This window comes from Paraburkholderia sp. SEWSISQ10-3 4 (genome assembly GCF_030464785.1).
Classification (GTDB): Bacteria; Pseudomonadota; Gammaproteobacteria; order Burkholderiales; family Burkholderiaceae; genus Paraburkholderia; species Paraburkholderia aspalathi.
On sequence record NZ_JALPRI010000006.1, the window covers coordinates 196955 to 223893 of the forward strand.

Annotated in this window: 25 protein-coding genes; 5 read left to right on the plus strand and 20 right to left on the minus strand. The window is 62.0% G+C overall.

Features of this window, described 5'->3' with window-relative positions; all coding sequences use genetic code 11:
• Nucleotides 1-46: 46 nt before the first annotated feature.
• The 12 genes from M0D68_RS15815 to gltP form a co-directional block, all read right to left on the minus strand.
• Nucleotides 47-1276, minus strand: a complete 1230-nt coding sequence (locus tag M0D68_RS15815; protein ID WP_093637825.1) for an AAA family ATPase — start codon at nt 1274-1276, stop codon at nt 47-49.
• Between the two features lie 46 nt (nt 1277-1322).
• On the minus strand, nt 1323-1616 hold the full coding sequence (locus M0D68_RS15820; RefSeq protein ID WP_093637822.1) for a hypothetical protein: 294 nt from the start codon (nt 1614-1616) through the stop codon (nt 1323-1325).
• 23 nt (nt 1617-1639) lie between these two features.
• The gene (locus M0D68_RS15825) at nt 1640-3658 is read right to left on the minus strand and encodes a type II and III secretion system protein family protein (RefSeq protein ID WP_244179430.1); all 2019 of its coding nucleotides are present in this window, start codon (nt 3656-3658) and stop codon (nt 1640-1642) included.
• A gap of 89 nt (nt 3659-3747) precedes the next feature.
• The gene (gene cpaB / locus M0D68_RS15830; protein ID WP_093637818.1) at nt 3748-4581 is read right to left on the minus strand and encodes a Flp pilus assembly protein CpaB; all 834 of its coding nucleotides are present in this window, start codon (nt 4579-4581) and stop codon (nt 3748-3750) included.
• A gap of 34 nt (nt 4582-4615) precedes the next feature.
• On the minus strand, nt 4616-5152 hold the full coding sequence (locus M0D68_RS15835; RefSeq protein ID WP_093637815.1) for a prepilin peptidase: 537 nt from the start codon (nt 5150-5152) through the stop codon (nt 4616-4618).
• Nucleotides 5153-5287: 135 nt separating this feature from the next.
• Entirely contained in the window at nt 5288-5467 is a 180-nt protein-coding gene (locus tag M0D68_RS15840) for a Flp family type IVb pilin (protein WP_093637811.1), read from the minus strand.
• Between the two features lie 1064 nt (nt 5468-6531).
• Complete coding sequence (locus M0D68_RS15845; protein ID WP_266224794.1) at nt 6532-7221, minus strand: OmpA family protein; 690 nt, start codon at nt 7219-7221, stop codon at nt 6532-6534.
• A gap of 103 nt (nt 7222-7324) precedes the next feature.
• The gene (locus M0D68_RS15850) at nt 7325-8089 is read right to left on the minus strand and encodes a flagellar motor protein (RefSeq protein ID WP_266224795.1); all 765 of its coding nucleotides are present in this window, start codon (nt 8087-8089) and stop codon (nt 7325-7327) included.
• 70 nt (nt 8090-8159) lie between these two features.
• On the minus strand, nt 8160-9404 hold the full coding sequence (locus M0D68_RS15855) for a Crp/Fnr family transcriptional regulator (RefSeq protein WP_256456680.1): 1245 nt from the start codon (nt 9402-9404) through the stop codon (nt 8160-8162).
• Nucleotides 9405-9676: 272 nt separating this feature from the next.
• Nucleotides 9677-9880, minus strand: a complete 204-nt coding sequence (locus tag M0D68_RS15860) for a hypothetical protein (RefSeq protein WP_093645406.1) — start codon at nt 9878-9880, stop codon at nt 9677-9679.
• Nucleotides 9881-10101: 221 nt separating this feature from the next.
• Nucleotides 10102-11376, minus strand: coding sequence for an aminotransferase class V-fold PLP-dependent enzyme (locus M0D68_RS15865; protein ID WP_266224796.1), 1275 nt, complete (start codon nt 11374-11376; stop codon nt 10102-10104).
• A 54-nt stretch (nt 11377-11430) separates the two neighbouring features.
• Complete coding sequence (gltP, locus tag M0D68_RS15870; protein WP_266224798.1) at nt 11431-12756, minus strand: glutamate/aspartate:proton symporter GltP; 1326 nt, start codon at nt 12754-12756, stop codon at nt 11431-11433.
• Between the two features lie 117 nt (nt 12757-12873).
• Here gltP and M0D68_RS15875 point away from each other — a divergent pair, with 117 nt between their 5' ends.
• Nucleotides 12874-13785, plus strand: coding sequence for a LysR family transcriptional regulator (locus M0D68_RS15875; RefSeq protein WP_200618309.1), 912 nt, complete (start codon nt 12874-12876; stop codon nt 13783-13785).
• 58 nt (nt 13786-13843) lie between these two features.
• Here the strand turns inward: M0D68_RS15875 and M0D68_RS15880 are convergent, their stop codons facing one another.
• The 5 genes from M0D68_RS15880 to M0D68_RS15900 all read right to left on the minus strand — a co-directional run bounded on the left by M0D68_RS15880 (nt 13844) and on the right by M0D68_RS15900 (nt 19740).
• Nucleotides 13844-14947, minus strand: a complete 1104-nt coding sequence (locus M0D68_RS15880; protein ID WP_266224800.1) for a nucleoside hydrolase — start codon at nt 14945-14947, stop codon at nt 13844-13846.
• A gap of 134 nt (nt 14948-15081) precedes the next feature.
• A complete protein-coding gene (gene rbsK, locus M0D68_RS15885; RefSeq protein WP_093645395.1) occupies nt 15082-16014 on the minus strand; it encodes a ribokinase in 933 nt (310 codons plus the stop codon).
• Nucleotides 16015-16073: 59 nt separating this feature from the next.
• Nucleotides 16074-17075, minus strand: a complete 1002-nt coding sequence (locus M0D68_RS15890; protein ID WP_200658545.1) for an ABC transporter permease — start codon at nt 17073-17075, stop codon at nt 16074-16076.
• 3 nt (nt 17076-17078) lie between these two features.
• Entirely contained in the window at nt 17079-18704 is a 1626-nt protein-coding gene (locus tag M0D68_RS15895) for a sugar ABC transporter ATP-binding protein (RefSeq protein WP_200651431.1), read from the minus strand.
• A 73-nt stretch (nt 18705-18777) separates the two neighbouring features.
• Nucleotides 18778-19740: a sugar ABC transporter substrate-binding protein gene (locus tag M0D68_RS15900; RefSeq protein WP_054038992.1), complete on the minus strand. Its 963-nt coding sequence runs from the start codon at nt 19738-19740 to the stop codon at nt 18778-18780.
• 206 nt (nt 19741-19946) lie between these two features.
• Here M0D68_RS15900 and M0D68_RS15905 point away from each other — a divergent pair, with 206 nt between their 5' ends.
• From M0D68_RS15905 to M0D68_RS15920, 4 genes are all read left to right on the plus strand, one after another.
• Nucleotides 19947-20819 (plus strand): LysR family transcriptional regulator, encoded by an 873-nt coding sequence (locus M0D68_RS15905; protein WP_266224804.1) that lies wholly within the window; start codon nt 19947-19949, stop codon nt 20817-20819.
• Nucleotides 20820-21063: 244 nt separating this feature from the next.
• The gene (locus tag M0D68_RS15910) at nt 21064-22353 is read left to right on the plus strand and encodes an NRAMP family divalent metal transporter (RefSeq protein ID WP_200618304.1); all 1290 of its coding nucleotides are present in this window, start codon (nt 21064-21066) and stop codon (nt 22351-22353) included.
• Between the two features lie 204 nt (nt 22354-22557).
• Entirely contained in the window at nt 22558-23277 is a 720-nt protein-coding gene (locus M0D68_RS15915; protein ID WP_093645389.1) for a Crp/Fnr family transcriptional regulator, read from the plus strand.
• Nucleotides 23278-23318: 41 nt separating this feature from the next.
• Nucleotides 23319-23846: a universal stress protein gene (locus M0D68_RS15920; RefSeq protein WP_211700494.1), complete on the plus strand. Its 528-nt coding sequence runs from the start codon at nt 23319-23321 to the stop codon at nt 23844-23846.
• A gap of 48 nt (nt 23847-23894) precedes the next feature.
• On the opposite strand, the gene M0D68_RS15925 is transcribed toward M0D68_RS15920, so the two are convergent.
• The 3 genes from M0D68_RS15925 to acs form a co-directional block, all read right to left on the minus strand.
• Nucleotides 23895-24134, minus strand: coding sequence for a UDP-glucose 4-epimerase (locus M0D68_RS15925; protein ID WP_200618302.1), 240 nt, complete (start codon nt 24132-24134; stop codon nt 23895-23897).
• 81 nt (nt 24135-24215) lie between these two features.
• Nucleotides 24216-24815 carry an acetate uptake transporter family protein gene (locus tag M0D68_RS15930; RefSeq protein WP_093645383.1) on the minus strand — a complete coding sequence of 200 codons (600 nt, stop codon included), beginning with the start codon at nt 24813-24815 and terminating at the stop codon, nt 24216-24218.
• Between the two features lie 55 nt (nt 24816-24870).
• Nucleotides 24871-26844, minus strand: coding sequence for an acetate--CoA ligase (acs, locus tag M0D68_RS15935; protein ID WP_211706541.1), 1974 nt, complete (start codon nt 26842-26844; stop codon nt 24871-24873).
• Nucleotides 26845-26939 lie beyond the last annotated feature (95 nt).

Genomic DNA, 26939 nt, shown 5'->3' on the forward strand with positions numbered 1-26939 from the left:
GCTTTTCTTTTCGATGGCAACCGGACTCAGTCGGACCTTGCCAGGTTCAATGTCCGGCCTTCAGTTGCGGCGGCGATTTCGAAGCATTCGACGCATTAGAAGCATTCGTCCTGCTTGCGAACAGACGCCCAAGCACACTCTTGCGCGACCTGACAGGCTGCGGCCAGAGCATCTCGGCCAGTAGCGTGATGCCGTGTGCAAGCGCACTGCCTTTCGCCGACGTCACCAGCGGCACACCATGGTTCAGCGCTTCAGTCGCCTGTTTCTCGTCGCGCGGCAGATGGTGTGCGATCTTCGCGTTGAGCGTTGCTTCGAGCGTCGCGAGATCGATCCGCGCCTTTTTGTCGTACTGGTTGACGATCACCTTCACCTTGCTCGCTGGATAACCGAGCTCCTTGAAGATGTCGAGCATGCGGCGGCCAGCATGCAGATACAGGATGTTCTGCCGCACCACCATCCAGATAGAGTCGCTGTGATCGAGCGCGTGAATCGCCAACGGATTGATGTTCTGGCCGACGTCGATCAACACCGCATCGTATTGCTCGCGCACCAGCGTCAGAATCCGCTCCAGATGCGCGGCTCGCAGCTCGCCCGATTTGACCGGATCGCCCGCGCCGGCCAGTACGTCGAGATTCGCGTGCACGTGCATTACGCAAGCTTCGAAGAGCGCCACGTCGAGGCGATCGATCTGCGCACACAGGTCGGCCAGCGTCGCGGGCGGCGGCTTGTCGGCCACCAGCAGGCTCGCGTCGGCGAACTGCTGGTTCAGATCGATCAACAGAACGCGTTTGTCGCGCGACGCGGCGAGTGTGTAGGCGAGATTCACGGCGATCAACGTGGTGCCGCTGCCGCCCTTGCACGATGTGAATGACACCACACGGCCGTCGCGCCGCACGCCGGCGGTTTTCTTCGCCGAGATATGCGCGAGCGCATCGCCGATTTCGCGTTCGTCGAGCGGCCAGGAAAGCACGTGCCGCACGCCCACGCGCATCGCCGCCATCAGGAGCGTGGTCGACGGTGCGGGCGTCACCAGCATGCAGTGCAGATTCGGCGTATGGGACAGCGCCTCTTCCACGCCACCCAGTTCGCGTGGCGTCAGCTCGGCATCGTCGACGATCAGCAGATCCGCGCTCTTGATCGCCGCGGCATGCACGCGCAACTGCTTCGCGGTGCCGTGCAGCGTACGCAGACGGAACGCAACGTCGCTAGCTTCGAGACGCGCTGCGATGTGCGGCGCGCGCTCCGCGCTGGACGAAATCAGGAGAATGTCGATCATGGTGTGTCTCCGCTGGCTCGAGCCCGAGCCGCCTGGCCGCGCTGTTTCAATAGCTGCTCGATGAGCCGACGCCGATCGTGAGGCTGTTGGCCGGTGGGGGCGGCGCCGTGAACGATTTGGCATAGCTCTTCTGTGCCGCTGCCGCCGCATTACCGTCGATGCCCGCAACCGGATCGGTATTGGCCGAGGCTTGCGGGTTGAGTGTCTGCATTTCCTTGATCTGGTTGACTGAGTCGCCGAACGTCGCGTCCCAGTGCGGCGTCGAAGTCAGGCAACCGGCGAGCGCAACGCTCAGGCCGGCGCATAAGGCTGCGCGGATCAGTGTCTTGGTGGATGTCATGTCGGTCTCCGATGGGCCGCGATTCAGCGCGCGGCGTGTGAGTCGGCGCCGGCCGCCGATGCCTGGCTGACGAGAGCGGCGTCGTGGGCCGGGTCGGGCTTCACGGCGGTGAGTTGCTGCGACGCGCCGCCAGCCGTTGCCGTCGATGAGCGGGCCGGGGTGGTCGCGGCCACCGGAGCCGGCGTACGATCGTCCTGGCCGGGCTTGGGTTGCGTGGGTGGCAACGGTTGCGTGGACGTAGCCGGCGTTGCGACAGGCGTAGTCACGACCGGTGTCTGGCTGATTGCCGCGGGCATGTCAGGCGCGGCCGGTGTCGAGGGGGCGTTCGGCGAATTCGGTGCAACCGGTGCCGTGGCCCCTGCTGCTGGCGCGGCGCGCTTCGTGCCCTCCATATGGCCTGTCAGATACACGTTCCCTTCGTTGGCGTCGCTGAAACCGTCGGTCGGCAGCGGATAGTGCTGCGGCAGCGGCTTGGCGAGACGCGGTGTCACGACGAACACCAGTTCGGTCTTGTCCTGTTCATAGCTGGTGCTGCGAAACAGCGCGCCGAGCACCGGCAGTTCAGCAGCGCCAGGCAGGCCTTTGATCGAGCCCGTCACGTTGCTCTTCAGGAGACCGCCGATCGCGAAGCTCTGACCGTCGAACACCTGCAGCGTGGTCGAGGCGCGCCGCGTCGTGATCAAAGGCAGAATCGAGGTCGTGTTCGAGTTGCCGGCGGTGACCACCACACCGGTCGACGACAGCTCTGACACTTCCGGCGACACCTTGAGATTGATACGGCCACCTTCGAGCACCGTCGGCGTGAAGGTTAGCCCGACACCGTATTGTTCTTCCTGCAACACGATCGTCGTGCCGCCAGCGCCGTTGCTTTGCGGTACCGGAATGTAGACCTTGCCGCCCGCGAGAAAGCTCGCTTCCTGGCCGCTGATCGCCATCAGATTCGGCTCCGCGAGGATCTTCACGAGCTGATCGGTTTTCTGCGCATCGACCGCGAGGTTGAGCGGGAGATTGTTCGCCTTCGAAGCAGTCAGCGCGCTCAACCCGCCAGACAGGTAATTCGCCAGCAAGCCGAAACTCCAGCTGCCGATGCCGCCCTGGATGTTGGCCGCGACACCGAGTTGGTCGATCAGCGTCTTCGAGACTTCGGCGACCTTCACTTCGAGCATGACCTGCTGCGGTGCAGCCACATGCATCATGTTGATGATGCGCTCGCCACTCCCGCCACCGAGCGCCGGCGCCGGCGCTGATGCGCCCATCGCGCGCGGCGCCGCACCGATCGGCAACGGACCGCTTCCCATCTGCGCACCGCCTTGCAACGCGGTGGTCGGCCGGGCCACGAAGGCGCGCGCCAGTTCCATCACGCGCTCGGCCTTCACAGCATCGGTGACCGTGCCGGTCAGCACCAGCGTATCGGCGGCTGTTTTGACCTGGATGCCGGTTTCCTCCGGCATCAGCGCGGCGAGCGTCTGCTGCAGGCCGCCCGGGTCCGCGCCGACGCTCACGTCGATGATCGTGCAGGAGCCGCTGCGGCCTTGCACGATCATGTTGGTGGTGCCGACGTCCGAGCCGAGCAGATAAAGCGTTTGCGGCGACACCAGCATCGCCTGCACGATTGACGGATTGCCGACGGTGCGACTGCGCACGGGTTCGCGCACATCGACCATCGCGGATTTGCCAACCGGGATCGTCACTGAGGTATGTTCCGCAACCGGGCCACTGCAGTTGGGTCCGCGACTGGCCTGCGCCGCGCCGCCGGAAGAGGCGCCGCCGCTCATGCCCGTTGCCGCGATGGTCAGATGCACGGCTCCGTTTGACGCCACGGTGAGCGGCATATCCGGCAGACCCGGCACATTGGCGGCCGCATTCTGTCCGGCCGCTTGCGCGACCGGTAGCATCGACAGATACAGTCCGACCACCACGCAGGTGCAGGCTTCAGCGATCCGGGTCCGGCCGCGAGGTGAGCGCGAATGCAATCCGCGTGATTCACCTGGGCCAAGCGGGTCCTGCGGCGCGCGAGCGCGCTGATTCGTTCTGGCGTTCATGTCCTACCCCCGTTATGTGCCGCTTTTTTGACGCGCTGAACCTGGAGGTCAGTCACGCATATCGGTCACGGCTTGCAGGCTAAGGCCTGTCAAAAGCATTCTTGTCTTGCGTCGGCGCCGTCGAGCACACGGACACAGTTGCCCGGCGCGCGCACCGCCACTTTCCGTACGATGTGCACCGGTTTCGGTTCAGACGCGGCGACTACTGCAACCGGCATCTTGAGCAGCGTTGCCTTGGTCGCGCCGGCGGTGTCGATCGCCTGCGGGTCGATCTGGTTGCGCAACACCAGTGAGAGCGTGCCGATGCTGCGCGCCAGGTCGATTTTCTCGGCCTGTTCCGGCGACACTTCGAGCGTCACCGCATCGACCACCTTCGGCTTGGTTTCGTCGCGGCCCACTTCCTGTGCGACGGCCAGCACGAGAATCTTTTCGAGTACGATCTTCGAAATGTTCTGATCGCGCTGCGTACCGGGATCGCGATTGTCTTTCTGCGTGTTGACGATGATGTCGACGTAGTTACCCGGCAGCGCGAAGCCCGCTACGCCGATCACGTCGTTCACCCGCACCGTGATGGCCCGCTTGCCTTCGCCGATGACTGCCGACAGGCCGCCGAGCGTGCCAACCGGTGTCAGCTTCGCGTCGACAATCGGTTCACCGTGCAAGAGGCTTTCCTTTATCACGCGGCCGTCGAGTTTCCGGACGTCGGTGAACGCGCCGGGCGGCACGCTGTCCGACGGCCATTCGGCGACCTTGAGGAAGTCTGGTCCAATCCGCTGACCGAGATTGATATCGGTTGCGGCCACCACGATTCTGGTCGTGGCATTCGACGCCTGCGAAGCCATCCAGCGCGAGGCAAACACCACCGCGGTGAGACCGGCCAGCGTCGCGATCAGCAGCATCGTTACAGCGCGCGCGTTTTTCATTTTCAACCCCCGATTTTTTGCCTGCGGGTCTGCGTCACACGCTGTAGAACAACACGAGTGCGCTACCTATTGCTATGGCCACTCCGTACGGCATGGTCCCCGTCGCACTACTCTCAGCCACACTGCCCAGCCGTTGCTTTGTGCCGTTTCCCGGCGTCGTGCAACTGATCAGCAATGCCGCCACCCCGCTCAGTCCGACGCGCATCTGGCGCCGCCGGAGCAATATTGCAAGCGACCCGATTCCGCCAATCACACAGGTCGCCAAACCTATTTCGAGTGCGCCGTAAGCGCCGCAGAAAGCACCGATCGCCGCCATCAGCTTCACGTCGCCCGCACCCATCAGCCGCATCGCGTAGCCCGGCAAAAATATCGCACCACCTACGAGCATGCCGCCCAACCACATCTGCATCCCGTCGATACCGCCCTGCGTAAACCACTGCACGGGTATCGCCACGATCAATCCTGTCGCTACCAACCAGTTAGGAATCCGGCGCGTTTGCAAGTCCCACAAGGCGACCAGCAACACCAACGTCATTACGCACGGTCCAACCGGAAAAGGAACCCCGTTCATTGTCTGCTCCGTTTCAAGGATCGAATTGCCCTTCTGGAGTCGCTTCTTTTAAGCACCGAGCCGCCGCTACCCTATCTCGAAGGACCGTCGAGACAGGGCGGGCGATCGGTTTTGCGCCTGAGGCTGCGAAGTGCGTCAGGCCGCGGCGGCAGTGGCCAACTTGTTCGAAATGGTGGTGAACACTGCTTTCAGGTTCGTACCCATTGTCGTCACAATCGCAATGATCGCCACCGCAATCAGCCCGGCCAGCAGGCCATATTCGATCGCTGCAACACCGTCTTCTTCGCGCAGAAATTGTTGGATCGTGTTCTTCATGCTAACCCCCGTAAGAGTGAAAGTTGACTTCGGTTTGTGCCGCGCAGTTGCCTGAAAACAGGTCCACCGGTGCGGCGTTGAGGTCCGTCCACAGAGACGGAAAAAGTGGCGAGGTCAGCGCTTCACGTCGTCCCGGTCACGAATCGTCGATACCCCGTATCGATCGTTCGCGCCGTGCTTTATCGACATCCGTTTTTCGTTGGCCCCGCCGCACCCCGTAAAGCGCGTTGAACTCCCCGACGCGTTCTACGAAGACTGTTGCTGCTGCCGGGATTTTTTTCTGCTGCTTCTGCTCGTTTGCTGCTTCCCGGCTGCAACGTGTTTCGCTTTGTGACTCCCTTATTGCACGCGCTGTGCCATGTGCCCTCAAAACCTTGCTGGACGGTGATGAGCGATTCGGTACACCCCGCGGAAGGGAGTTCGCATCACGCGATGATTCGTGTTTGATACGCCGTGAGCGGCCGTGGCGGCGGGTTGCCGCGATGCGCCACGCGTGAATTCTGGAGGGTGGGGAAACCCGCAGCCACGATGACTGGCAATGGTTTGACGAATGCCCAGGTCAAAAATGCCGGGTCTCAACACACAAAAGTAGCTTTTACAGGTCGTGGACCGGTATGTCGCAAGCTTGAGACAGCAAGCAGTGGTTTCGGCGGACAGGTTGCGAGATTGACGCGCCTGCGTCTGCGTCGCTATGTGTGCTGGCCCGCACTACGGGGATTGACGGAGGATTTATGAATCGCTTGGACGTGGGACAGGCTGGCTGCCGCACGAATTTTTTTGCATGGCGTAAGCGATGCACTCGCTTCGCCTCGCATTAAACGCAGCGCCTTGCTGGTGGCGCGTCACGCGGCGAAAAGGTACGTTTCAAACGATGGGGTTTTGCGGACGGTGGATAAAAAACTTCGTACCTGGCGCGTCGCATAGCCTCCTGGATGCTCGCGAAGCACGCGGTGTCCGGCTTAGTTCAGTGCTGAGTAAGATGCGGCAAGAAATGGCCGGTTTTGATTCATGTGGACCGTAGAGAGATCCGTGTTGACGCGCAGCGTACTCACGCTGCTTGCGACTCAATATGCCACGAGGATGGTGACGCGGCGGTTCGCGGCGCGCGCTGCGGCAGCGTCGCCGATGATCAGGGGGAAGTTGTCCGCCCTGCCAATGGCGGCCATTCTGTGAGGCTCAATGCCCTTGTCGGCAAAGAATCGAACCACGGCGCCGGCGCGTGCCGACGACAGCTCCCAGTTGGACTCGTACTTCGCGGTCGATATCGGCACGCTGTCCGTGTGCCCCTCGACAAGGATGTTGTTCTTTGAGCGCTCGCGCAGCACCCCTGCGATCTGATCCAGGACGCCGAACGACTCCGGCAACAAACGCGCGTCGCCCGAGTTAAAGAGAATTTTCGCGTCGATGGCGATTTCCACGCCCTGCGAGGCATTCGAAATCGTGATCTGCCGGTTGTCCTGAAGCGGCGCCAGCAAGGAAAGAAGCTGCCGCCTCGCGGCTTCCGGTGCGGCGGCCACGGCAACGGCCGGCGCCGTCTTTACCTCGCGCCGCTCGAGCATCCTGACTTCGAGCTCCCGGTTCTTCGCCAGCTGCAGCGCGTAAAGCGCGAGGAACAGCACCATCAACGTGGTGATGAGGTCCGCGTAGGAAATCAACCAACGCCCGGATTGCGCCTCGCCATCGCCGTCGTCATCGTCGTGCCGATAGCCGGCTTTGTCCGCCGCAAGGCGCTTGTTACCCGAGGAGATTGTCATGCTCGAAACGTGTGCTTCCGAATTGCGTTTGAATGGGCGCGTCGCGCGCTAGCGCCAACCGATCGAGGCCGGCTATCCCGAGTTATCCCAGGGCGATCCCTAGTTACCCCAGCAACTCCGCCGATCGCTCCCGGACGTCGCCCGCGAGCCGGGTTTCGATCGTATGGGGCGACTCCTTGCGTGAAATCGCGAGCAGGCCATCGAGGTACAAACGTCTGAAGCGCAATTCGCTATCCACCTGCGCCCTGATCTTTCCGTACAAGGGCAGAAAAACCAGATTCGCCAACGCGAGGCCGTACAGCGTCGCCACAAAGGCGACGGCAATACCTTGTCCGAGTTGCGCCGGCTCGAGCATATGGCCTGTGACCTGAATCAGGCCGAGCACCGCCCCCAGAATGCCGAACGTGGGCGCATAGCCGCCGGCCTGCTGCCATATCCGCGCGGCCGCCATGTGATTGCGCTCATAGGCATCCAGCTCACGTTGCAGGGCGTCTTCAAGCACGGCAGTCGACACCCCGTTGGCCAGAAGCTCCAGACCACGTTTGGCAAACGGATTGATGTCGCCCGCCCCGATCGACTCGAACACGAGCATGCCGTTCAGCTTCGCCTGATCGCCCCACTCGAGCAGGACCGACAAGCTTTGCCGGTCGACCTGCCGCACTTTCACAAACGCGAGCCGCAGTTGCTTCGCGCCGTCATAAAACCTCGCCCACGTGTTCTGGATCATCACCGCGCCGAAGGTACCGCCCAAAACGATGACGAACGCCTCCAGTTGAAACAGCGAGGTGAAGTGGCCACCCTCGAGCGAAAATCCGGCCACGATGGCGGTCACGCCGAACAGGGCGCCAAATAGCGTCAAAAGATCCATACGTCCTCTCGAACGGCTGCTCCAGTGATCGGATCGGACCTGAAAGCGTCCGGTGTCCGACCATCAGGCGTCAGGCATCCACATTGGAAAGCGGCGCTGCAGCGGCGGCCGGAGATTTGATCGCGCGCACGGTCTCGATGAAGCGCTCCTCGATCTCGGCGATCTCGAGCGGATCGATCTTGATCTCACGGCGCATGACCCACGACACCTCCTTCTTGCGCGCCTCGGTCATCACCGAGAACAGGCGATCGCAAATCGGCTCGCCGGTCACGGCGGAAAGCAGTTTCGCGAGGTCATAGGTGTCGAAAGCGCTGATGGCTTCGAACAGGGTTCGCTGGTCGACAAACTCCAGATCGGCCAGCGACTTCAGCTCGCTCGCGCCACGGGGAGTACGCCGGGAAAAATACGTGACGCCCTTTTCCTCGACGTAGTTCAGTACCTTGGTCTTGCGGAACGCGAAGATGTCTTCGGCGATTTCCGCATGCGCGAGCTTGTTGAGAATCAGGTTCTTCTCGACACCGATCAGGGCTTCCAGGTCGGCCAGTTCGATCAGTTCCAGTTCGCTGTTGATCGACACGTCGAGATCGTGGTCCGCCACCTGCTGGGCCCGTTCCGTGATCCGCACGGGATCGAAAGTCACGAGCTGCCGGCCGGCTGCGCCGTCCTGCGCCGAATAGCGCGCCGACAGGGTGCTCACGCGATCGGAGCGGCCTGGTTCGAGCGTAACGAGGTTGAGTTTTTCCATGCGCTTGAGCATCGCCATCACATGCGGACGGGAATGACCGGCAATTGCATGACACTTCTTGATGACTTCGGGCAACGGCACCGAGCACTCCTCCCCCTGGCCGCGGCGCGCGCGCCCATCCACCCGGTCCGCGCTCTCAATACCCGCCATCAGCGACAGAACATGCGCGTAGGAGAGAACCCCTGGCAGAAAATCAGCGTGCGTGTTGGTAGCGAGGACATCGTCCTTCTTTCTCACACGTCGAATCATGGTGCGCACGATATGGCGCAGCAGCGGCGATACGCGTTCGAGCTCCTCTTCCACCACGCTTGCCGCGATGACGGTCAATTGACAGAAGCTGATGGCTTTCGCGGTGTGCGCTCGTGGTTCGGCTGGCAACAACGAGGCTTCGCCAAAAAACTCACCCTTGCCGAGCGTGGCGAGAATGACTTTCTTTTCGTCGCATTGGGTGGAGATTTCGACTTTGCCGTCTGCGATTACGTAGATGACGGCGTCGCCCGCGAAGCCTTCGGAATAGATGACTTCGCCCGGAGCCGCTGCGCGCGACCATGGCGATCGTTGTTGATTCAAAATTCAATCCCCCGTAGAGCTATTGCCTCGCACATCCCGCGTCTTCATGAGGCGCGGGTATGTGCAATGGTCCTGACTTATTTGACTGGATAACGACATGCAAAACGCAAATCTTTAACCTTCTCAATCGTCAGACATAATCGTGCAAATAGCGCAAACGTTTGGCGGGCTGTGAGACTTCGTAAGGGATTGGCCCTCGTGGCCGGGTTTCGGCGGCGGCGCGATGCACACGGCCCGGCATGCGGGGTGAGCTCTGATCGCGCCGTATCGGCTCATTGCTGCGCGCCCGTGCGCAAACGCTCCAGTAATTCACGGCCCTGACGGGTCAGTTGCAGTGTCGAACCTTGCCGGTCACGCTGGCGAATTTCCACTAACTCGTAACGGCGTAACGCCAATACGTCCGGGTCGAAATCTTCCAGCCGCTTGTCCGTGTCGCCAAGCAGCATGAGGGTCGCAAGTTCGTGGTGGCTGAGCATCGGGTACCTCCATTGATCGATACATGGGCGATGGAGGCATCCTAGACAAACGACGCTACAGTTTGGCTACGGTTGTGTTTCTACGGATTACCTGCAGTGCTGTAAGCGTCGGCGGTAAGCGTTGACGCGCCGCGCGGCAGAGGTAGCGAGCGAGGTGCGGGAGTAAAGGGGCGCAATACTTTCTATGCGCCCCGTAATTGGGGTCTGCGTATGGGGCCGCTTTACAGTGTCGTCAGCGCTTCTGTAATAGAAAGAAAGCGCTCGACGTCGCTGGGTGCGTGACAATGCAGCGGTGAAATCCGCACCGCGCCCGCCAGATTGAACGACTTCAGCATACGGCCGGAGTACAGACTCGAGGCGATCCGCTCGTAGACGATCACGCCTCGCTTCTCGTACTCGCGCACTGCATCGGTCGGGCTCAGATTCGCGAAGCCGATACCCAGGATCAGGTCACGTTTCGTGAGATCGGCATGATCCCAGAACACCTCTACGCCATCTATTCGCCGCAAACCGCGCCGCCCATCCAGGCCGTCGAGCAGCGCGGATAGTAGCGCGCGCTCATGCAACTCGATGCGTTTCATCCCTTCCACGAAAAGCTCACGGCGCGTATCGGCATCGCTGAATTGGCCACCAATCCACGTCACGTACTCGACGATCTCGGTCACGACCGCAAACTGCGCGGGCGCCGGACTGCCGAGTTCCCACACGCCTTCCTGCTTCGCGTCGAGGCGGTGATGCGGCAGCGCGGCCACTCGTGGCGACAGCCACGAGATGCCGGAGCCGCGGCAGCCAAAAAACTTGTAGGGCGCGAAATTGATGCCGTCGACCGGCGTCTTCTGCAGGTCGATCACACCATGCGGCGCGTGCTGGACCGCATCCACGACGATGAAGAGTCCGGGCTTCTTCTCTCGGGCCCGCTCGACGAGTGCCGCGATATCGAACTTGGCGCCGGAAATATTCGACGCGTACATCACGCTGAGCAGCGCTGTGTCCGCGTCGATCAAGGACAGAATCGCATCCACGTCCACGCCGCCCGTCTCCGGATTGCTGGGCGCAACACGCAACGACTTGCCCGTGCGTTGCGCGTAGTACGTCATTGCGTCGAAAGAAGACGGGTGCTCGAGGATCGTCGTGACGGCGTTGGTGCCCGGCACGTTTTCCATGATCGCGCGCACCATGTCGAACATCGCGCCCGACGCGGTCAACGATGGGTAGATGCTGCCGTCCTTCGCGTTGAGGATCGTGCGGATATCCGCCTCGCCGCGCGCCTGAACGTCCTGAAGATGGCGCGCGCGTGCGTGAATGCGCTCCGGGCAATCGGGCAGCGCATCGATTCGCGCGAACGCGTCGACGGCCGCCTTGAGGCGGAACGAGCCACCTGCGTTGTCGAAGAAGAGTCGCTCGCTCCCGTCGATGTCGTGGTCGACGTGGTGGAAACGCGCCTTGATCTCCTGCATCAGCGACTCGGAAAAGAACTCGCCTTGATTACTGCTCATCTGGATGCTCCTGATCTTTCTGCTAAATGATGTCGTGCCGCGAACCGTGTCCGCTCAAGCGTCAAGCGACGCGACATACGCTTTGCCCTTCTCCGCGTCGTACTGGCGCTCCCATTTGGCGATGACGAGCGGCGCAAGCGCGTTACCCACCACATTCAGCGCGGTACGCCCCATATCCATCACGCGGTCCACGCCTGCGATGAACGCGAGCCCTTCGAGCGGTAACCCTGCGCTTGCAAGCGTCGCGAGAAGAATCACGAACATGAAGCCCGGCACGCCGGCTGCACCTTTGGACGTCACGACCATCGTTAAAACTAGGACCATCTGTTCCTGCCAGCCAAGATGAATGCCGTACAACTGCGCGACGAACAGCGTGCCGATGCCGAGATAGATCGATGCACCATCGAGATTGAACGTGTAGCCGGTCGGCACGACGAAGGTTGTGATGCTTTTCGGCACACCGTAGTCCTCCATCTTCTTCATCAGTTGCGGCAGCACGGTTGCCGAGCTGCAGGTCGAGAACGCGATGATCAGTTCGTCCTTGATAACGCGCAGCAACGTGAAGATACGAAAGCCGAACAGCCGGGCGGTGATGCCGAGCACGACAAGCACAAACAGCACGATCGCCAGATACGTGACGGCCACCAGCTTAAGCAACGGCAGCAATGAACCGAAGCCGAAGCTCGCCACGGTCACCGCGATCAGCGCGCATACGCCAATCGGCGCGTAACGCATCACCATATTCGTCACCTTGAACATGGCCTCCGCGACGCCCTTGAGCATGGCGATCACCGGCTTGCGGAATTCTTCCGGGACCGACTGCAGGCCAAGGCCGAACAACACCGAAAAGAAGATCACCGGCAGCAAGTCGCCTTTGGCCATCGAAGCGAGGATATTGTCCGGAATCACGCCAAGCACGAGGGTCATCAGGCCATGATGACCCTGCACCTGCTGCGTTGCCTGTTGATAGCGGGAAATGTCGGCGTGGCCGAGCTGCGACATGTCGGTGCCGACACCAGGTTGCAGCACGTTGCCGAGAATCAGCCCGAGGAGGATCGCGATCGTCGTGACCACCTCGAAGTACACGAGCGTCTTCAGGCCGATGCGCCCGAACGATTTACCGTCTCCGACACCGGCGATCCCGACCACCATGCTCGTGAATACGATCGGCACCACGATCATCTTGATCAGCTTGATGAAGATGTCGCCGGCGGGCTGCAGCAGCCCTGAAATGGTCGCGTCCCGCATTTGCGGAAAGTGGTTCAACACGAGTCCCGTGGCAACGCCAATGACGAGACCGATCAGTATCTGCCACGCAAGTCCGACACGCGGTTTGCGCTCGATATGGTTGACAGGCGGGCTTTCGACGACAGTATCCATGCTCTCTCCAGATTGGGGGGCGGGGTGATGGAGAAACCTTAAGCAGCCGAAATAAGTAAAAAAAGCGATTTTTTTGTATGAGAAACTATCGCTTTAATTCATGCAAAGGGCGGCGTGATGCTGACGTTCAAGCAGATGGAAGCGCTCTACTGGATTGTGCAACTGGGTTCGTTCGAGGCCGCTTCGAGCCGCCTGAACACCACGCAGTCGGCCGTTTCGAAGCGGATTCAGGAACTCGAGCGCGCCTTCGACCTGACGGTATTCGACCGCGCGCACCGCAGCGCGCGGCTGACCGAGAAAGGCGCCGAGTTCTTCGCCTACGCGAAAGAACTGCTCGAACGGCGCGACCAGATCGTCGAGCGGATCAGCTCAAAAGAAGCGCTGGTGCGCCAGGTCCGCATTGGCGTGACGGAGCTGACCGCCTTGACGTGGCTGCCCCGGCTGATCGGCGCGATCCAGGCGGCGTATCCCAAGGTCGTGGTCGAAGCCGAGGTGGATTTGAATGCAACGCTGCGCGACCGGCTTGCGGACGACACGATCGACATCATCGTCGTGCCGCAAATCCACAGCACCGAGTCCTTCGTTATGACGCAGGTCGGTGAAGTGGAAAATGCCTGGATGTGCGCGCCGGCACTGGCGCCGAAGCAGGACGTCCTTCCGCTCGCCGAGATTGCGCAGTACCCGCTGATCCTGCAGGGCGGTCTGTCGGGAACAGGCTTTATCTATAGCCGCTTCCTGCAGGAGCACGGGGTCAGCATGCAACGCATTCTCGCGAGCAACAGTCTGATCGCGCAGATCGGGCTGACGCTCTCGGGCCTCGGCATCAGCTATTTGCCGAGGGCGTGCCTGAACCACATGGTCACACGCGGTGCGCTCGGGATGATTCAGACGCGACCGGCGCTGCCGCCTGTCTCATACGTCGCGATGCATCGCGCGGAACAACCGCACTCGTTGAATGCCGAAATCGCACGGCTCGCCGCGCAGTGCTGCGATTTCAGCTCGAACCTGCTCGATCCGGGCCGGGTCTGAGCGGGACCTCGGCCCTGCGTTGCGAATAATCCGCCGCGCATGTGTATGTCCTTCCTCGTCAAGGCAACGTAATCGGCACAGGCCGCGTCAGCAGATCGACGTAGAGGCTGAAGAAACGATTGTTGTCGAACTGCGTGACGTAGGTGATCTTGTTCGGTGACGCGCCCGCTGCAGGTTGATCGGGGTAGACCGTCACATGTCCCTGATCCTCGCCGCTCGTCGTGTCGATATCGAGGTAAGCGCTCTTCGTTTGCGTGGCGTAGGTCGGGTCCATGAAATAAGCAATCGTCAGCGTGTCGAACAGATGCGTGTTGTCGCCGAATGACCCGGCGTTGACGATCCCATACGCCTTGGTCACCGCGGTCTGCTTGTTCGGGTTGTTGACGATCTGATCGAAGATGCTCTGCGTGAGCGGCACCGTATTCGTGACGTCGAGCGGAATAACGGCCTGAGGGATCGTCGTTTGAAGCACCGTGCGCACGGCCAGCGGATCAAACCACCAGTTGAGTTCCCCCACTGCATTTGCATTGCCCGGCACCGCCATCGCGCCGCCCATGTAGACGATCTGCTTGATCAGCGGCACGATCTCCGGCGCCTTCTTGATGGCCGTGGCGAGATTGGTGGGCGGCCCGACTTCGAGAATCGTGACCTGATTCGGATAGCGCTTGATGGTCTGGATCATGAAGTCTGCAGCGCTTTGCGTCTGCAGTTTCGTCGACACCGCGAAGCCGTCCGGCGGCGCCACAAGCTGGGACTGCTGGGTCGGTTCCGTCCGCATCCATGCGCCGAAGTAGCCTTGCGGGTTGGCGGCCTGCTGTGCACGAATGCTCGCCACATCGTATTGCAATGGATAGTCAGCGCCCCCGTAGACGCCCACTACGTTCTGCACGCCCATGCGCTCCACCGCCTTCAGCGCATCCGCTTCTTCCTGCAGCAACCAGTCGTTGCCGGTCACGACGGTCAGCCCGAGCAGGTTGACCTTGCCCTGCCCCATCAACTGTGTGGTCATGGCGAACAACTGACCGTCGTCGCCCATCGTGTTGAAGTCCGAATCGATGATGATCTTCGGCGCGTTGGCGAGCGGATCGGTGGTCGTCACGTTGCCTCCGCATGCGGCGAGCAGCGACGTTATCATCAGGATGCCTATGCATTGTGATTTCATGTTTAGTCCTTTTATTCCAGTAGAGATCGCGATCAAACCAGGGGGAACACCATCCGGAGATGGTGCCGGTCATTCAACGTCAAGCTACCCAGAGTTACAGGCCGGACTGCCTCATGTCACAACAGGCGTCCGTTTCAGGCTGCGCTTTCGACTTCCGCGCGAGTCGGGATCGATGGCTGTGCACCAGCGCGCGTGACCGAAATCGACGCCGCGCGTTGCGCGAGGCTGATTGCGCCTTCCAGCGGCTGCCGGGCGGCGAGTTGCGCGGCAAAGACACCGATAAAGGTGTCGCCGGCCGCGGTCGTATCGACCGCCCTCACCTGCGGCGCGGGAAAATGCATGCCTTCGCCACCTTCCGGCAACAGGTAAGCGCCCTGCGCACCGAGCGTGACGATCACGTTGCGGGCGCCGCCGCGTTGCAGCTCCAGCGCCGCCCTTCTCGCACCGCTTTGCGATTCGACCGGCAGGCCGGCGAGTATCGCGGCTTCGACTTCGTTCGGCACGAGGTAGTCGACGAGCGGCAGCCATTCTGCAGGCAGCGGGCCGATTGCCGGCGCCGGGTTCAGCACGGTGATCTTGCCGAGGCGCCGGGCGAGCGCGAGCGTTGCGTGGACGGAATCCCAGGGCGTTTCCAATTGGCAGACCACGACGTCGCTGGCTTTGATCGCCGCTTCGTGGCGCGCGACGCCTTCAGGCGTGAACTCACCGTTACTGCCCGCGACCACCACGATCGTGTTCTGGCCGTCGTCCGAGACTGTGACCATGGCGACGCCGGTGGGCTGCACGGCATCGACCTCGACACCCGCGCAATCGATTCCTTCAGCTTCCAGATCCTTGACCCGCTGTGCGCCGTTCGCATCCTTCCCCACGCGGCCAACCATCGCCACGCGCGCGCCGATGCGGGCGGCCGCCACGGCCTGGTTGCCACCCTTGCCGCCGGCAACCTGCGAGAACTCCTGTCCGCTGATCGTCTCACCGGGCCGCGGCAAATGCGGTGCACGGGCGACGAGGTCGGTATTGATGCTGCCCACCACGAGCACGCGGCCCGGCTTCACTTCTTTCGACACGTTCACTCTCCTGCTGACCGTTCACGAAAGGTCGCTGACGGTCATTAATGGGTCAATATTTATGCAGCGCGACGTCGGCTTCGATACGTATCCAGCACGACGGCCACGACAATCACGGCCCCCGTGATAATGCGTTTGGTCGGCTCGGTCGCCCCGATCTGGGCAAGACCCGCGGCCAGCACCGAGATGATCAACACGCCAAAGAAGGTGCTGATCACCGAGCCGCGTCCGCCCATCAAGCTCGTTCCGCCGATCACGACGGCCGCGATCACCTGCAGTTCGATGCCCGCGCCGGCATTCGGGTCGGCAGCCTCGAGCCGCGAAATCTGGAACAGGGACGCGAGGCCGGCCAGCAAGCCCATCATCGCGAACACAGCAATCTTGTACGGACGTGGGTTGACGCCCGCGAGGCGCACCGCTTCCTCGTTCGTGCCGATGCCGACCAGATAGCGCCCGAACACCGTGCGGGTCAGCACCAACTGCGCGACGACCATCACGACGATGGCGATCAGGAACGCGGGAGAAATGCCGAACGCGATCGGGTTGGACAGGAAATCGAACGCATCGCCGATATAGGCCGTGCGGGAGTTGGTCATCTGGTACGCGAGACCGCGGGCCGCCTCGAGCACGCCGAGCGACACGATGAACGACGGAATCCGCCAGGCCACGGTAATCGCGCCGGTCACGCAGCCCGTCAAGGCTGCCCCCGCCATGCCGAGCAAGGCGGCAGGCAGCGCCGGCCAGTGCCACTGCAAGGCCGCCACGCTCGTGAGCGCCGCGCCGAGCGCCAGCACGGAGCCGACCGACAGGTCGATCCCGGCGATGATAAGCACAAAGGTCATGCCGACCGACATCACCACCAGATCGGGAATCTGGTTCGCGATCGTGCTGAACGTGTCGTAGCTGAGGAAGTGCGAGCTCAGCAGCGAGAACAGGATGATCATCCCGAGCAACGCGCCGAGCAGGCCAATATAGTTCGAGAATCCAAGGCGCGTGCCGATCGGCTTCGCGTCCTTGGGCGGTTCGTTCTGCACGGAAGGCAGGCTGGTTGGTGCAGTCATGCTTCAATACTCCACAGATTTTTGATCGGGCGCCGCTGAGTCGGGCGCTTTCGCGTCGGGTTCGATCGGGTCGTGCAGCAGCGCGTCGCGTTTCGTATAGCCCGCGAACGCCGCTGCGAGCAGCGCGTCCTGGGTCCAGCTTCCGCGCTCGAACATGCCCGTCATCCGTCCTGCCGACATCACGCCGATCCGGTCGCAAATCGACATCAATTCGCGCAGATCGCTCGACACCACCACCAACGCGCGGCCTTCCCGTGCAAGCGCGCCCATCAGGGCGTAGATATCGAACTTCGCCCCGACGTCGATGCCACGTGTGGGCTCGTCGAACAGCAACACCGTGCAATCGCGCGCGAGCCAGCGGCCGATCACCACCTTCTGCTGGTTGCCGCCGGAGAGTTCCGACACTGGCTGCGACGGCCCCGAACTGCGGATGCTCATGGCGTCGATCTGTTTGCGCGCCAGCGCCGCCTCACGACGCGCGTCCACCACACCGTTCTTTGACACCGAACGCAAATGGCCGAGCGAGATATTGGCGGCAATGGGTTGCGTCAGCAGGAGGCCCTCGCCTTTGCGGTCCTCCGTAATCAGCGCGATGCCGTGCTTCACGGCATCTGACGGCGAAGACACCGTCACGGGCTGCAGCGGGCCACCGCCGTGTGCGATCTGCACCGTACCGGCATCCGCGCGATCGGCCCCGTAGACGAGCCGCATCAATTCCGTGCGACCCGCGCCGATCAAACCACTGATGCCAAAAATCTCGCCGGCTTTGACTTCGAAGGACACATCGCGCACAACCGGCTCGCGGGTCATGCCCGCTACCTTGAACGCCACGTCGCCAATGCGCCGCTCGCCCAGATCGATCCGCTCGCCGATATCACGCCCAACCATCAGCGTGACCAGGCGGTCGGCCGAGAGGTTCGCCATCTCGTCGACATGCACGAGCCGCCCGTCGCGCAAGACGGCAGCGCGCCGCGCGATCCGCTTCAATTCTTCCAGTCTGTGCGAGATGTACACCAGCGCGACGCCGCGCGCCTTGAGCCGTTCGACCTGCTCGAACAGCAGGTCCACCTCGCGGGCGGTCAGCATCGCCGTGGGTTCGTCGAGGATCAGCACGCGGCAATCGCCGATCAGATTGCGCGCGATCTCGACCATCTGTTGATGGCCAATGCCCAGCGTGCCCACCAGCGTGTCAGGGTCGATCGCGTCGAGCCCGACTTGCGCCATGGCATGCCGGGCGTCCTCGCGCAGTTTGGCGCGATCGATCCAGCCGAACATGCCGCGCTGCGGCAAACGATTCAGGAACAGGTTCTCCGCCACCGAAAGGGTCGGCAGCAGGTTCAACTCCTGCATGACCATGCGCACGCCGAGCGCCTCGGCGTCCTTGCGGCTGCCCGGCGTATAAGCTGCGCCGCCAAGCGTCATTGAACCGGTGGTCGGCGTAACGAGGCCGCCGACGATCTTGGACAAGGTGCTCTTGCCCGCGCCGTTTTCGCCGGTCAGCGCCAGCACCTCGCCCGCGTACAGATCCAGCGAGATATCGGCGAGCACCGGCCCGGCGTAGGTCTTGCCGATGCCCTGCACAGTCAGCACGGGCGGCGCAACGGCAAGGGATAGGTTGGGAGTGGACATCAGATTGATAAAGCCAGACAAAGATCAGGCGGGGGTGGCCCGCAAACGACGCGGGCCACGTGTTGCCCCAATCTTACTTGGTGACCAGATCGACAGGCGTTTCGACGACGCCCGACAATTCCGACTGCTTCTTGTGTTCAGCGATTGCCTTCAAAGCCGTATCGATACCGAACACGGCCTGTCTGGCAGCGTACTGATTGGCAGTGGCAAGAACGCGGCCGTCGGCGAGCATCGGCTTGATCGCGTTGATGTCGTCATAGCCCACCACCTGCACCTTGCCCGCCTTGCCCGCTGCACGCACGGCCGATACCGCGCCGATCGCCATGTTGTCGTTACCGCACAGCAGCGCCTTGACGTCCGGGTTCGCATTGAGAATCTGGCTCGCGACGGCGTTGCCCTTGTCGATTTCCCACTCACCCGATTGCAGCGAGACGACCTTCATGCCGCCCGTCGCCATGGCCTGCTTGAAGCCGGCCGTGCGTTGCTGCGCGTTGGTGGTAGTCGAGACGCCTTCGATAATGGCGACGTTGTCGCCCGACTTCAGGCGCTTGGCCAGGTAGTCGCCTACCTTCTGCGCGCCCTTGGCGTTATCCGGGCCGACGAACGGGATGTTCAGGTCTTTCGACTTGAGCACGTCCGGGTCCAGCTTGTTGTCGATATTGACCACGATGATGCCGGCATCGACCGCTTTCTTCAGAACCGGCACCAGCGCCTTGGAATCGGCTGGTGCGATCACGAGTGCGTCGACCTTCGACACGATCATCTGTTCGACGATGCGAATCTGATTACCCGTATCGGTCTCGTCCTTGATGCCGTTCGTGACGAGATCGAATTTCGTGGGGTTCTGCTTCTGATAGTCTTTCGCGCCGGTTTCCATGGTCAGGAAAAACTCGTTCGCCAACGACTTCATCACCAGTGCGACTTTCGGCTTGTGGGCGGCCTGAGCGAACGCTGCGCCCGGCAGAATCGACACTGCGAAGAAAGCTGCGCTGGCTACGATAGCGCGACGCCGCGCCGGTTGGAAATGACGAATCATTGATGTCTCCGTATCGCTCGTTCGGTCTACGTAGTGACTGATAGCCGTTGAGTCGTGTGATGGGCAGGTTCACCACACTTGCCGCCAGTTGCCAATGAAGCCCTCGGGTTTCTTTGCCAGATGCTGGGACGAGTATGGCCAGGTCCAATGCTATCCTCGCGATCCACGTTATGCTATGCCTAATTTCAAAATCGAGCGTTTCAAAAATGGAACACGTTGACTGGGACGACCTGCGGATTCTGGTGGCGATCGCCCGCGGCGGCACGATGCGAGCCGCCGCGACGGCATGCGATCTGAGTCCGCCCACCCTGTCACGCCGCCTGACCGAGCTTGAACGGCGGCTGGGCGAGCCGCTTATCGACCGGGTTCCGTCGGGCTGTACGGTGACGGCATTCGGCGCGCGCGTGCTGGCCTGGGCCGAGCAGATGGAGGATCTGGCCCACCAGATCGAGCGTGCCGCGGACGTGACGGGCGGCGCAGCGACTCACGGCACGGTGCGGATCAACGCCGTCGAATGGCCATCTTACATTTTGCTTAAATTGCTCGGGTCGTTCCAGGACCGGCTGCCCGGCTTGGCTATCGAGGTGCTGACGTCGCGGCGGCCGTATAGCCTTGCCCGCCGCGAAGCTGACATCGCGCTGTGGTCCGAATGCCCTGACGAGGGCGATCTGTATGTCCGGCGCATCGGCCGGATCCGCTTCGGGCTGTTCGGTTCGCGCGACTACTATCTGCGCCACAAGGCAGCAATTACCCGGAAGGAGTGGGACAAGCTGTCGTTCGTTGGTTATGACGACCGGCAACCCGATCACCCGGCCACGCAATGGCTGAAAACCCTGCCCGGCGCGCCTGCGCCTTCGCTTCGAAGCAGCTATGGCATGGGCGTATTCGACGGCGTGCTGGGCGGCTCCGGGCTCGGCGTGCTTGCCCAACTCGCGGGCGACACCACGAGCGATCTCGTCTGCATCGAGAAACATATCAAGGCGCTCGACCAGGATGTGTGGATGGTGCTGCATCCCGCTCTACGCGATAGCGAGCGGATCCGCACGGTGGCCAACCTCATCGCCGAGATTTTTCGTTAGGGCTAGCTTCACCGGGCACATGCAGAGTAGGCAGCCGGGTAGCGTGGTACGACACCGTACCGACTGCATCGGCAAACCGGCGCACCCTCGGATAGACACGCCGCACATCAGCAAAAGAAGCGCGCTGGCGGCCCGTGTCACGCCGGCCGCACTGCGCATGAAGGCGTGGTAACGACCGAACCGGCGGCCCCGCAACCATCCGACAGGTGGTGGCGGTCGCGCCCGCCACCAGGAGCTCCCGGCCATGGATACGCTAACCCGCGATCCGGTCAAGCAGCCGACTCGCCCGAAACTGCTTCAGGTGATGGGGCCCGGCCTTATCACCGGCGCCTCCGACGACGACCCGAGCGGCATCGCCACCTATTCGCAGGTCGGCGCGCAATTCGGCTATGGCCTCGCGTGGACCCTGCTGTTCAGCTACCCGCTGATGGCCGCGATCCAGGAAATCAGTGCGCGCATCGGGCGCGTGACCGGTTGCGGCATCGCCGGCAATTTGCGGCGGCACTATCCGCGCTGGCTTTCCACCAGCGTCGTCAGTCTGCTGCTGATTGCGAACATCATCAATCTGGGCGCGGACCTCGGCGCGATGGGCGCGGCGCTCAAGCTGTTGATCTCGGGCCCCGCGCTGCTCTATGTCTGCGGTTTCGGCCTTCTCTCGGTAGCGCTCGAAGTTTTTACGCGTTACTCGCGCTATGTGTCGATACTCAAATGGCTGTGCCTGTCGCTCTTCAGCTATGTGATCTGCGCGTTCGTCGTCAAAGTGCCATGGACCCAGGTGGGCTGGGCGGTGATCTGGCCGCCGCTCTCGGCCAAGCCGGATTACATCGTGGCCATCGTCGCTGTCATGGGTACCACGATCAGCCCTTACCTGTTTTTCTGGCAGGCCGAACAGGAAGTCGAAGACGAACTGGAACGGCCCGGCGCCCATCCGCTCACTCACGCACCGTGGGAAGCCCCTGCCGAATTCACGCGAATCCGCATCGACACCTATCTCGGCATGGCGCTGTCGAATACCATCGCGTTCTTTATCGTCGTGACCACAGCAGCGACCTTGCATGCTCACGGGCTCAACGATATCCAGACGTCGGCTCAGGCAGCGGAAGCGCTGCGAGCGGTCGCGGGACCGTTCACGTTTGCCATTTTCGCGGCAGGCATTATCGGCACCGGTTTGTTGACGCTGCCGGTACTGGCCGGCTCGGGTGCCTACGCAGTGGGCGAACTGTTCGCATGGCGGGTCGGTCTGGCCCGTCTGCCGCTGCAGGCGAAGGCGTTTTACGGCGTGATCGCCGCGGCGACAGCGATCGGCGTCGGCTTGAATTTCACCTCGATAGACCCGGTCAAGGCGCTCTTCTGGAGCGCAGTGCTCAATGGGGTGGTCGCCGTGCCGGTCATGATCGTCATGATGCATCTGTCGATGCGAACCGGCATCATGTCGCGCTTCACGTTGCCGCTGGTGCTGCGCGTCCTCGGCTGGATTGCTACCGGTGTGATGGCGATTACGGTCATCGCGATGGCTGTCAGCTGGGTTGCATGAGCCATGCGCTCAAGACGTGAACGCCACCGTACAGACGCGCACCACGAAGCGTGCCAGAATGGTTGCTGGCCCTGTATGCACCGGCGATTTCCAAACCGCTTTCCAGTCGATTTCGCAACCGCCCCGTCAGGAGGACCTGAAAACTTTTCAAGTCAGTTCTGCGAATACGAGGTCGTTTTTCGGCAGGACACTGTGGGGTGGTTCATGTTGACCACACATCAACCGAAAGATAACCATCTGCTTTCCGTGCTGCCGAAAGCAGAGTGGGAACGCATCGCACCGCATCTCATCGCGCTCGATATGCCGCTCGGGGAGGTCGTCTACGAATCGGGTGACCGGCTCGACTATGTCTACTTCCCCACCACCGCGATCGTCTCGCTGCTCTATGTGATGGAAGACGGCTCGTCGGCTGAGATCGCAATTGTCGGCAATGAGGGGTTGATCGGTATCGCGCTCTTCATGGGCGGCGAAACAACGCCTAGCCGCGCGGTCGTGCAAAGCGCCGGAAAGGCATACCGGCTCGACGCGCGCATTCTGAAAGAAGAGTTTCATCGTGCCGGCCCGGTGCAACGCTTGCTGCTGCGTTACACGCAGGCGCTCATCACGCAGATGGCGCAAACGGCCGTCTGCAACCGGCATCATACGATCGATCAGCAACTGTGCCGCTGGTTGCTGTTGAGTATCGACCGCTTGCCGTCGAACGAACTCAAGATGACCCAGGAGTTGATTGCCAACATGCTCGGCGTACGCCGGTCCGGTGTCACCGAAGCGGCCATGAAGCTGCAGGACGCGGGCTTGATCCGTTACAGCTATGGCCATATCGAAGTGGTCGACCGGTCGGGTCTGGAGGAACGCGTGTGCGAATGCTACGGCGTGGTGAGGCGGGAATTCGACCGCCTGCTACCCGATCTGAGAGCCGTTTAAGTTGACACGGCAACTCTTTGAACAATCTCTTCGAGGCTGATATGTATAAACACATTCTGGTAGCGATCGACGGCAGCGACACGTCCGAGCATGCATTCAACGCCGCTTTGCAACTCGCGAGCGAGAGCGGCGCGCAACTGCAGCCGCTCTATGTCGTCGACAATCCGCTGATGGCGTACGACGCCTCCGGCTACGATCCGACGATCCTGCATGACGCGTTCGTGGAAGAAGGCAAACGGCTGCTGGCAGACGCACTGGCGCGCATGAAACACGAAAACGTGGCCGGCACGCCGCGGATGGTCGACGTCGAGCCGATAGGCGAGGATATTTCGGAGCGCATCCGCATCACGGCCAACGAATTCAATGCGGACCTGCTGGTGCTCGGCACGCACGGCCGGCGCGGCTTCAAGCGTCTGTTTCTCGGCAGCGTCGCCGAACGCGTGGTGCGCAGTGCGTGCTGTCCGGTATTGCTGATACCGAGTCGCCAGGCGCAAACCACGCACGTGGAGTCGGCCAAACCGGGGCATACCGACGTTGCCGCTGTGATGTATGAGATGCCGCCGCACTAGAGAGCCGGGGCGCTCGACGTCGCGTCGAGGGTGGGAAATACGGCGCGCTCAGGCAGCGCAAATCGTATTCGAGGTCGTCAGATCCACCCACGACATGCCCTGCTTCAGGCCGTCCAGCACGGCCTCCTGCGGCGTGCTGAAGTTTCGGTCGTGCGTGAATTCACGCACGACCACACCATCCGGCGCGGCAACGCTCGTACCGATCAGACAGCCAAATTCAGTGCCGCTTTCGCGTGCACAAGCCGTGACCGTCCAGCCATCGCCGTCCACTCTTCCCGACAGGTTCATAAAGTTTTGCCTCGTGCCTGCTCAACGCAACGTGGTGCGTGTTCGACGCTCGCGGTTTGCGCGCGCCGCCCAACTGGTCTATCAGAGCGCCACAGCATGCCGGCTAAGCACCCGTGGATCGCCGACCGGCAGAACCACTCGCCCGTGCACCTCGTTGATCACGTCGGCTGCGGACAGATAGAACGCCAACGCCGCGGTGATGAGTCCCATATAGCCGCCCGCCATCCGCACCAGGCCTGAACCCGTCCACTCTCCTCCAGCCAACAGGCCGAAGGTGATCCAGAGCGCCAGAAAGATGAACTGCAGCGCGCGAGGCGAGCGAAAGGTCGCCAGCCACATATAAAACGTGAAGACGCCCCAAAGAAACAGATACCAACCGACGAACGCGGGCGGCACCTTGTCGTGTAAAAAAAGCACGAACAGTGCAAACGACCACCAGAACGCGCCATAACTTAGAAAGGCCGTCGCGCCGAAGGTATTGCCGCGCGGCAACTCCATCATCCCGGCAATGGCCTGCGCGGTCCCGCCGTAAGCGAGCGCGCAAGCGAGCACGAGGCCCATCGACTCGCCCGAAAACCAGCCGGCGTTGATCATGCTGAGCAGCCACGTTGTCAATGCAAAACCGGCGAGACCCAGTGGCGCGGGGTTCGCAAGCGTGGTTCGAATCGGTGCGCTGGCCATGGCCTGCTCCTGAAGATAAAAAGCGTTCCGGCAATCTCGCGACCTTCGCGAACCATCACCCGAGCTGATCGAGAATCGCCGGATTTTCCAGCGTGGATACGTCCTGGGTAATTTCTTCGCCGGCCGCCAGCGAGCGCAGCAAGCGGCGCATGATCTTGCCCGAGCGCGTTTTCGGCAGATTCTCGCCGAAGCGGATTTCTTTGGGCTTCGCGATCGGCCCGATCTCCTTGCCGACCCAGTTGCGCAGTTCGGTCGCGATTCTGATCGCCTGGTCACCGGTCGGCCGCTCGCCCTTCAACACCACGAACGCGACGACGACTTCGCCGGTCGTCTCGTCGGGACGGCCGACGACCGCGGCTTCCGCCACCAGCGGGTTCGCGACGAGCGCCGACTCGATCTCCATCGTGCCGAGCCGGTGGCCTGACACGTTGAGCACATCGTCGATACGGCCGGTAATCGTGAAGTAGCCGGTGTCCTCGTCACGCACCGCGCCATCGCCGGCGAGGTACAGCTTGCCGCCGAGTTCTTCGGGGAAGTAACTCTTCTTATAGCGCTCCGGATCGCCCCAGACGCCGCGCAGCATCGACGGCCATGGCCGTTTGACGACGAGAATGCCGCCCTGCCCGTTCGGCACATCCTGCCCGGTTTCGTCGACGACCGCGGCCATGATGCCAGGCAGCGGCAGCGTGCACGAACCCGGCACCAGTGGCGTCGCGCCCGGCATCGGCGCGATCATGTGGCCACCCGTTTCCGTTTGCCACCAGGTATCGATGACAGGGCAATGGCTATGGCCGACGTGTTCGTAGAACCACGTCCACGCGGCCGGGTTGATCGGCTCGCCGACTGTGCCGAGCAAACGCAATGTTGACAGGTCGTAACGGTCCGGATGAACTTTGGGATCGGACTCGGCAAGCTTGATGAGCGAACGGATCGCGGTCGGCGCGGTGTAGAACACCGTGACGCGGTGTTTCGCGATCATCTCCCAGAAACGGCCGGCGTTCGGATAGGTGGGCACGCCTTCGAACACGACCTGGGTCGCGCCGATCGCTGTCGGGCCGTACGCGATGTAGCTATGGCCAGTGATCCAGCCGATGTCGGCGGTACACCAGAATACGTCGCTGCGCTTCGCATCGAAGGTCCACTTCATGGTCTGCGCGGCCCACATCAGGAAGCCGCCCGTGCTGTGCTGCACACCTTTGGGCACCCCCGTCGAACCAGACGTATACAGAATAAAGAGCGGATGTTCCGCGCCGACCCATTCGGGCTCGCACGTGTCGGCTGCGGCTTCTGTGAGCTCGTGCATCCACAGGTCGCGCCCTTCGTGCCACGCAACCTTGCCGCCCGTGCGCCGATAGACGATAACGCTTTTCACCGCTTCGCAGCCGCCCAGCGCAAGGGCCTCGTCCGCGATACTCTTCAACGGCAGCGCCTTGCCGCCGCGCATCTGTTCATCGCAGGTCACCAGCGCGATCGCGCCCACGTTGACGATCCGTTCATTGAGCGACTTCGACGAAAAGCCGCCGAACACGACGGAATGCGTCGCGCCAATGCGAGCGCACGCCTGCATTGCCACGATGCCTTCAATCGACATCGGCATGTAGATCACGACGCGGTCGCCTTTCTTCACGCCGCGCGTTCGCAAAGCGTTGGCAAAGCGGCTCACTCGTTCGAGCAATTGCTGGTAGGTGACGTGCGTGACGGTGCCGTCGTCGGCTTCGAAGATCACCGCAACATGCTCACCGTTGCCGGCTTCGACGTGACGGTCGAGGCAGTTGTAGGACGCATTGAGGGTGCCGTCGTTGAACCATTCATAGAACGGCGCGCGCGATTCATCGAGAACCGTAGAAAACGGCTTTTTCCACTCGAGCGTTTCGCGCGCGAGACGCGCCCAGAATCCTGTGTAATCGCGCTCAGCTTCGGCGACCAACGCGCGGTAGGCATCCATGCCGGAGATCGCGGCGTAAGCCGCCACGCTGGCGTGAGGAAGGAAGGCTTGCGGCTCCTCCAGAATCGAATCGCTGGTTGACATTTTGTGTCCCTTGCACGCTTTCGTGCGTGCTTGATAGATGTGTTGCGCTCGTGGCGGCGCCCCTGCTGCGCCGGGCGTGACATGGCATTCCGCGT

Excerpts from the sequence above, each read along its gene's own strand:
- M0D68_RS15815 (WP_093637825.1), bottom strand. The coding sequence starts at position 1,276 with ATGATCGACATTCTCCTGATTTCGTCCAGCGCGGAGCGCGCGCCGCAC.
- M0D68_RS15820 (WP_093637822.1), bottom strand. The coding sequence starts at position 1,616 with ATGACATCCACCAAGACACTGATCCGCGCAGCCTTATGCGCCGGCCTG.
- M0D68_RS15825 (WP_244179430.1), bottom strand. The coding sequence starts at position 3,658 with ATGAACGCCAGAACGAATCAGCGCGCTCGCGCGCCGCAGGACCCGCTT.
- cpaB (WP_093637818.1), bottom strand. The coding sequence starts at position 4,581 with ATGAAAAACGCGCGCGCTGTAACGATGCTGCTGATCGCGACGCTGGCC.
- M0D68_RS15835 (WP_093637815.1), bottom strand. The coding sequence starts at position 5,152 with ATGAACGGGGTTCCTTTTCCGGTTGGACCGTGCGTAATGACGTTGGTG.
- M0D68_RS15840 (WP_093637811.1), bottom strand. The coding sequence starts at position 5,467 with ATGAAGAACACGATCCAACAATTTCTGCGCGAAGAAGACGGTGTTGCA.
- M0D68_RS15845 (WP_266224794.1), bottom strand. The coding sequence starts at position 7,221 with ATGACAATCTCCTCGGGTAACAAGCGCCTTGCGGCGGACAAAGCCGGC.
- M0D68_RS15850 (WP_266224795.1), bottom strand. The coding sequence starts at position 8,089 with ATGGATCTTTTGACGCTATTTGGCGCCCTGTTCGGCGTGACCGCCATC.
- M0D68_RS15860 (WP_093645406.1), bottom strand. The coding sequence starts at position 9,880 with ATGCTCAGCCACCACGAACTTGCGACCCTCATGCTGCTTGGCGACACG.
- M0D68_RS15865 (WP_266224796.1), bottom strand. The coding sequence starts at position 11,376 with ATGAGCAGTAATCAAGGCGAGTTCTTTTCCGAGTCGCTGATGCAGGAG.
- gltP (WP_266224798.1), bottom strand. The coding sequence starts at position 12,756 with ATGGATACTGTCGTCGAAAGCCCGCCTGTCAACCATATCGAGCGCAAA.
- M0D68_RS15875 (WP_200618309.1), top strand. The coding sequence starts at position 12,874 with ATGCTGACGTTCAAGCAGATGGAAGCGCTCTACTGGATTGTGCAACTG.
- M0D68_RS15880 (WP_266224800.1), bottom strand. The coding sequence starts at position 14,947 with ATGAAATCACAATGCATAGGCATCCTGATGATAACGTCGCTGCTCGCC.
- M0D68_RS15890 (WP_200658545.1), bottom strand. The coding sequence starts at position 17,075 with ATGACTGCACCAACCAGCCTGCCTTCCGTGCAGAACGAACCGCCCAAG.
- M0D68_RS15895 (WP_200651431.1), bottom strand. The coding sequence starts at position 18,704 with ATGTCCACTCCCAACCTATCCCTTGCCGTTGCGCCGCCCGTGCTGACT.
- M0D68_RS15900 (WP_054038992.1), bottom strand. The coding sequence starts at position 19,740 with ATGATTCGTCATTTCCAACCGGCGCGGCGTCGCGCTATCGTAGCCAGC.
- M0D68_RS15905 (WP_266224804.1), top strand. The coding sequence starts at position 19,947 with ATGGAACACGTTGACTGGGACGACCTGCGGATTCTGGTGGCGATCGCC.
- M0D68_RS15910 (WP_200618304.1), top strand. The coding sequence starts at position 21,064 with ATGGATACGCTAACCCGCGATCCGGTCAAGCAGCCGACTCGCCCGAAA.
- M0D68_RS15915 (WP_093645389.1), top strand. The coding sequence starts at position 22,558 with ATGTTGACCACACATCAACCGAAAGATAACCATCTGCTTTCCGTGCTG.
- M0D68_RS15920 (WP_211700494.1), top strand. The coding sequence starts at position 23,319 with ATGTATAAACACATTCTGGTAGCGATCGACGGCAGCGACACGTCCGAG.
- M0D68_RS15925 (WP_200618302.1), bottom strand. The coding sequence starts at position 24,134 with ATGAACCTGTCGGGAAGAGTGGACGGCGATGGCTGGACGGTCACGGCT.
- M0D68_RS15930 (WP_093645383.1), bottom strand. The coding sequence starts at position 24,815 with ATGGCCAGCGCACCGATTCGAACCACGCTTGCGAACCCCGCGCCACTG.
- acs (WP_211706541.1), bottom strand. The coding sequence starts at position 26,844 with ATGTCAACCAGCGATTCGATTCTGGAGGAGCCGCAAGCCTTCCTTCCT.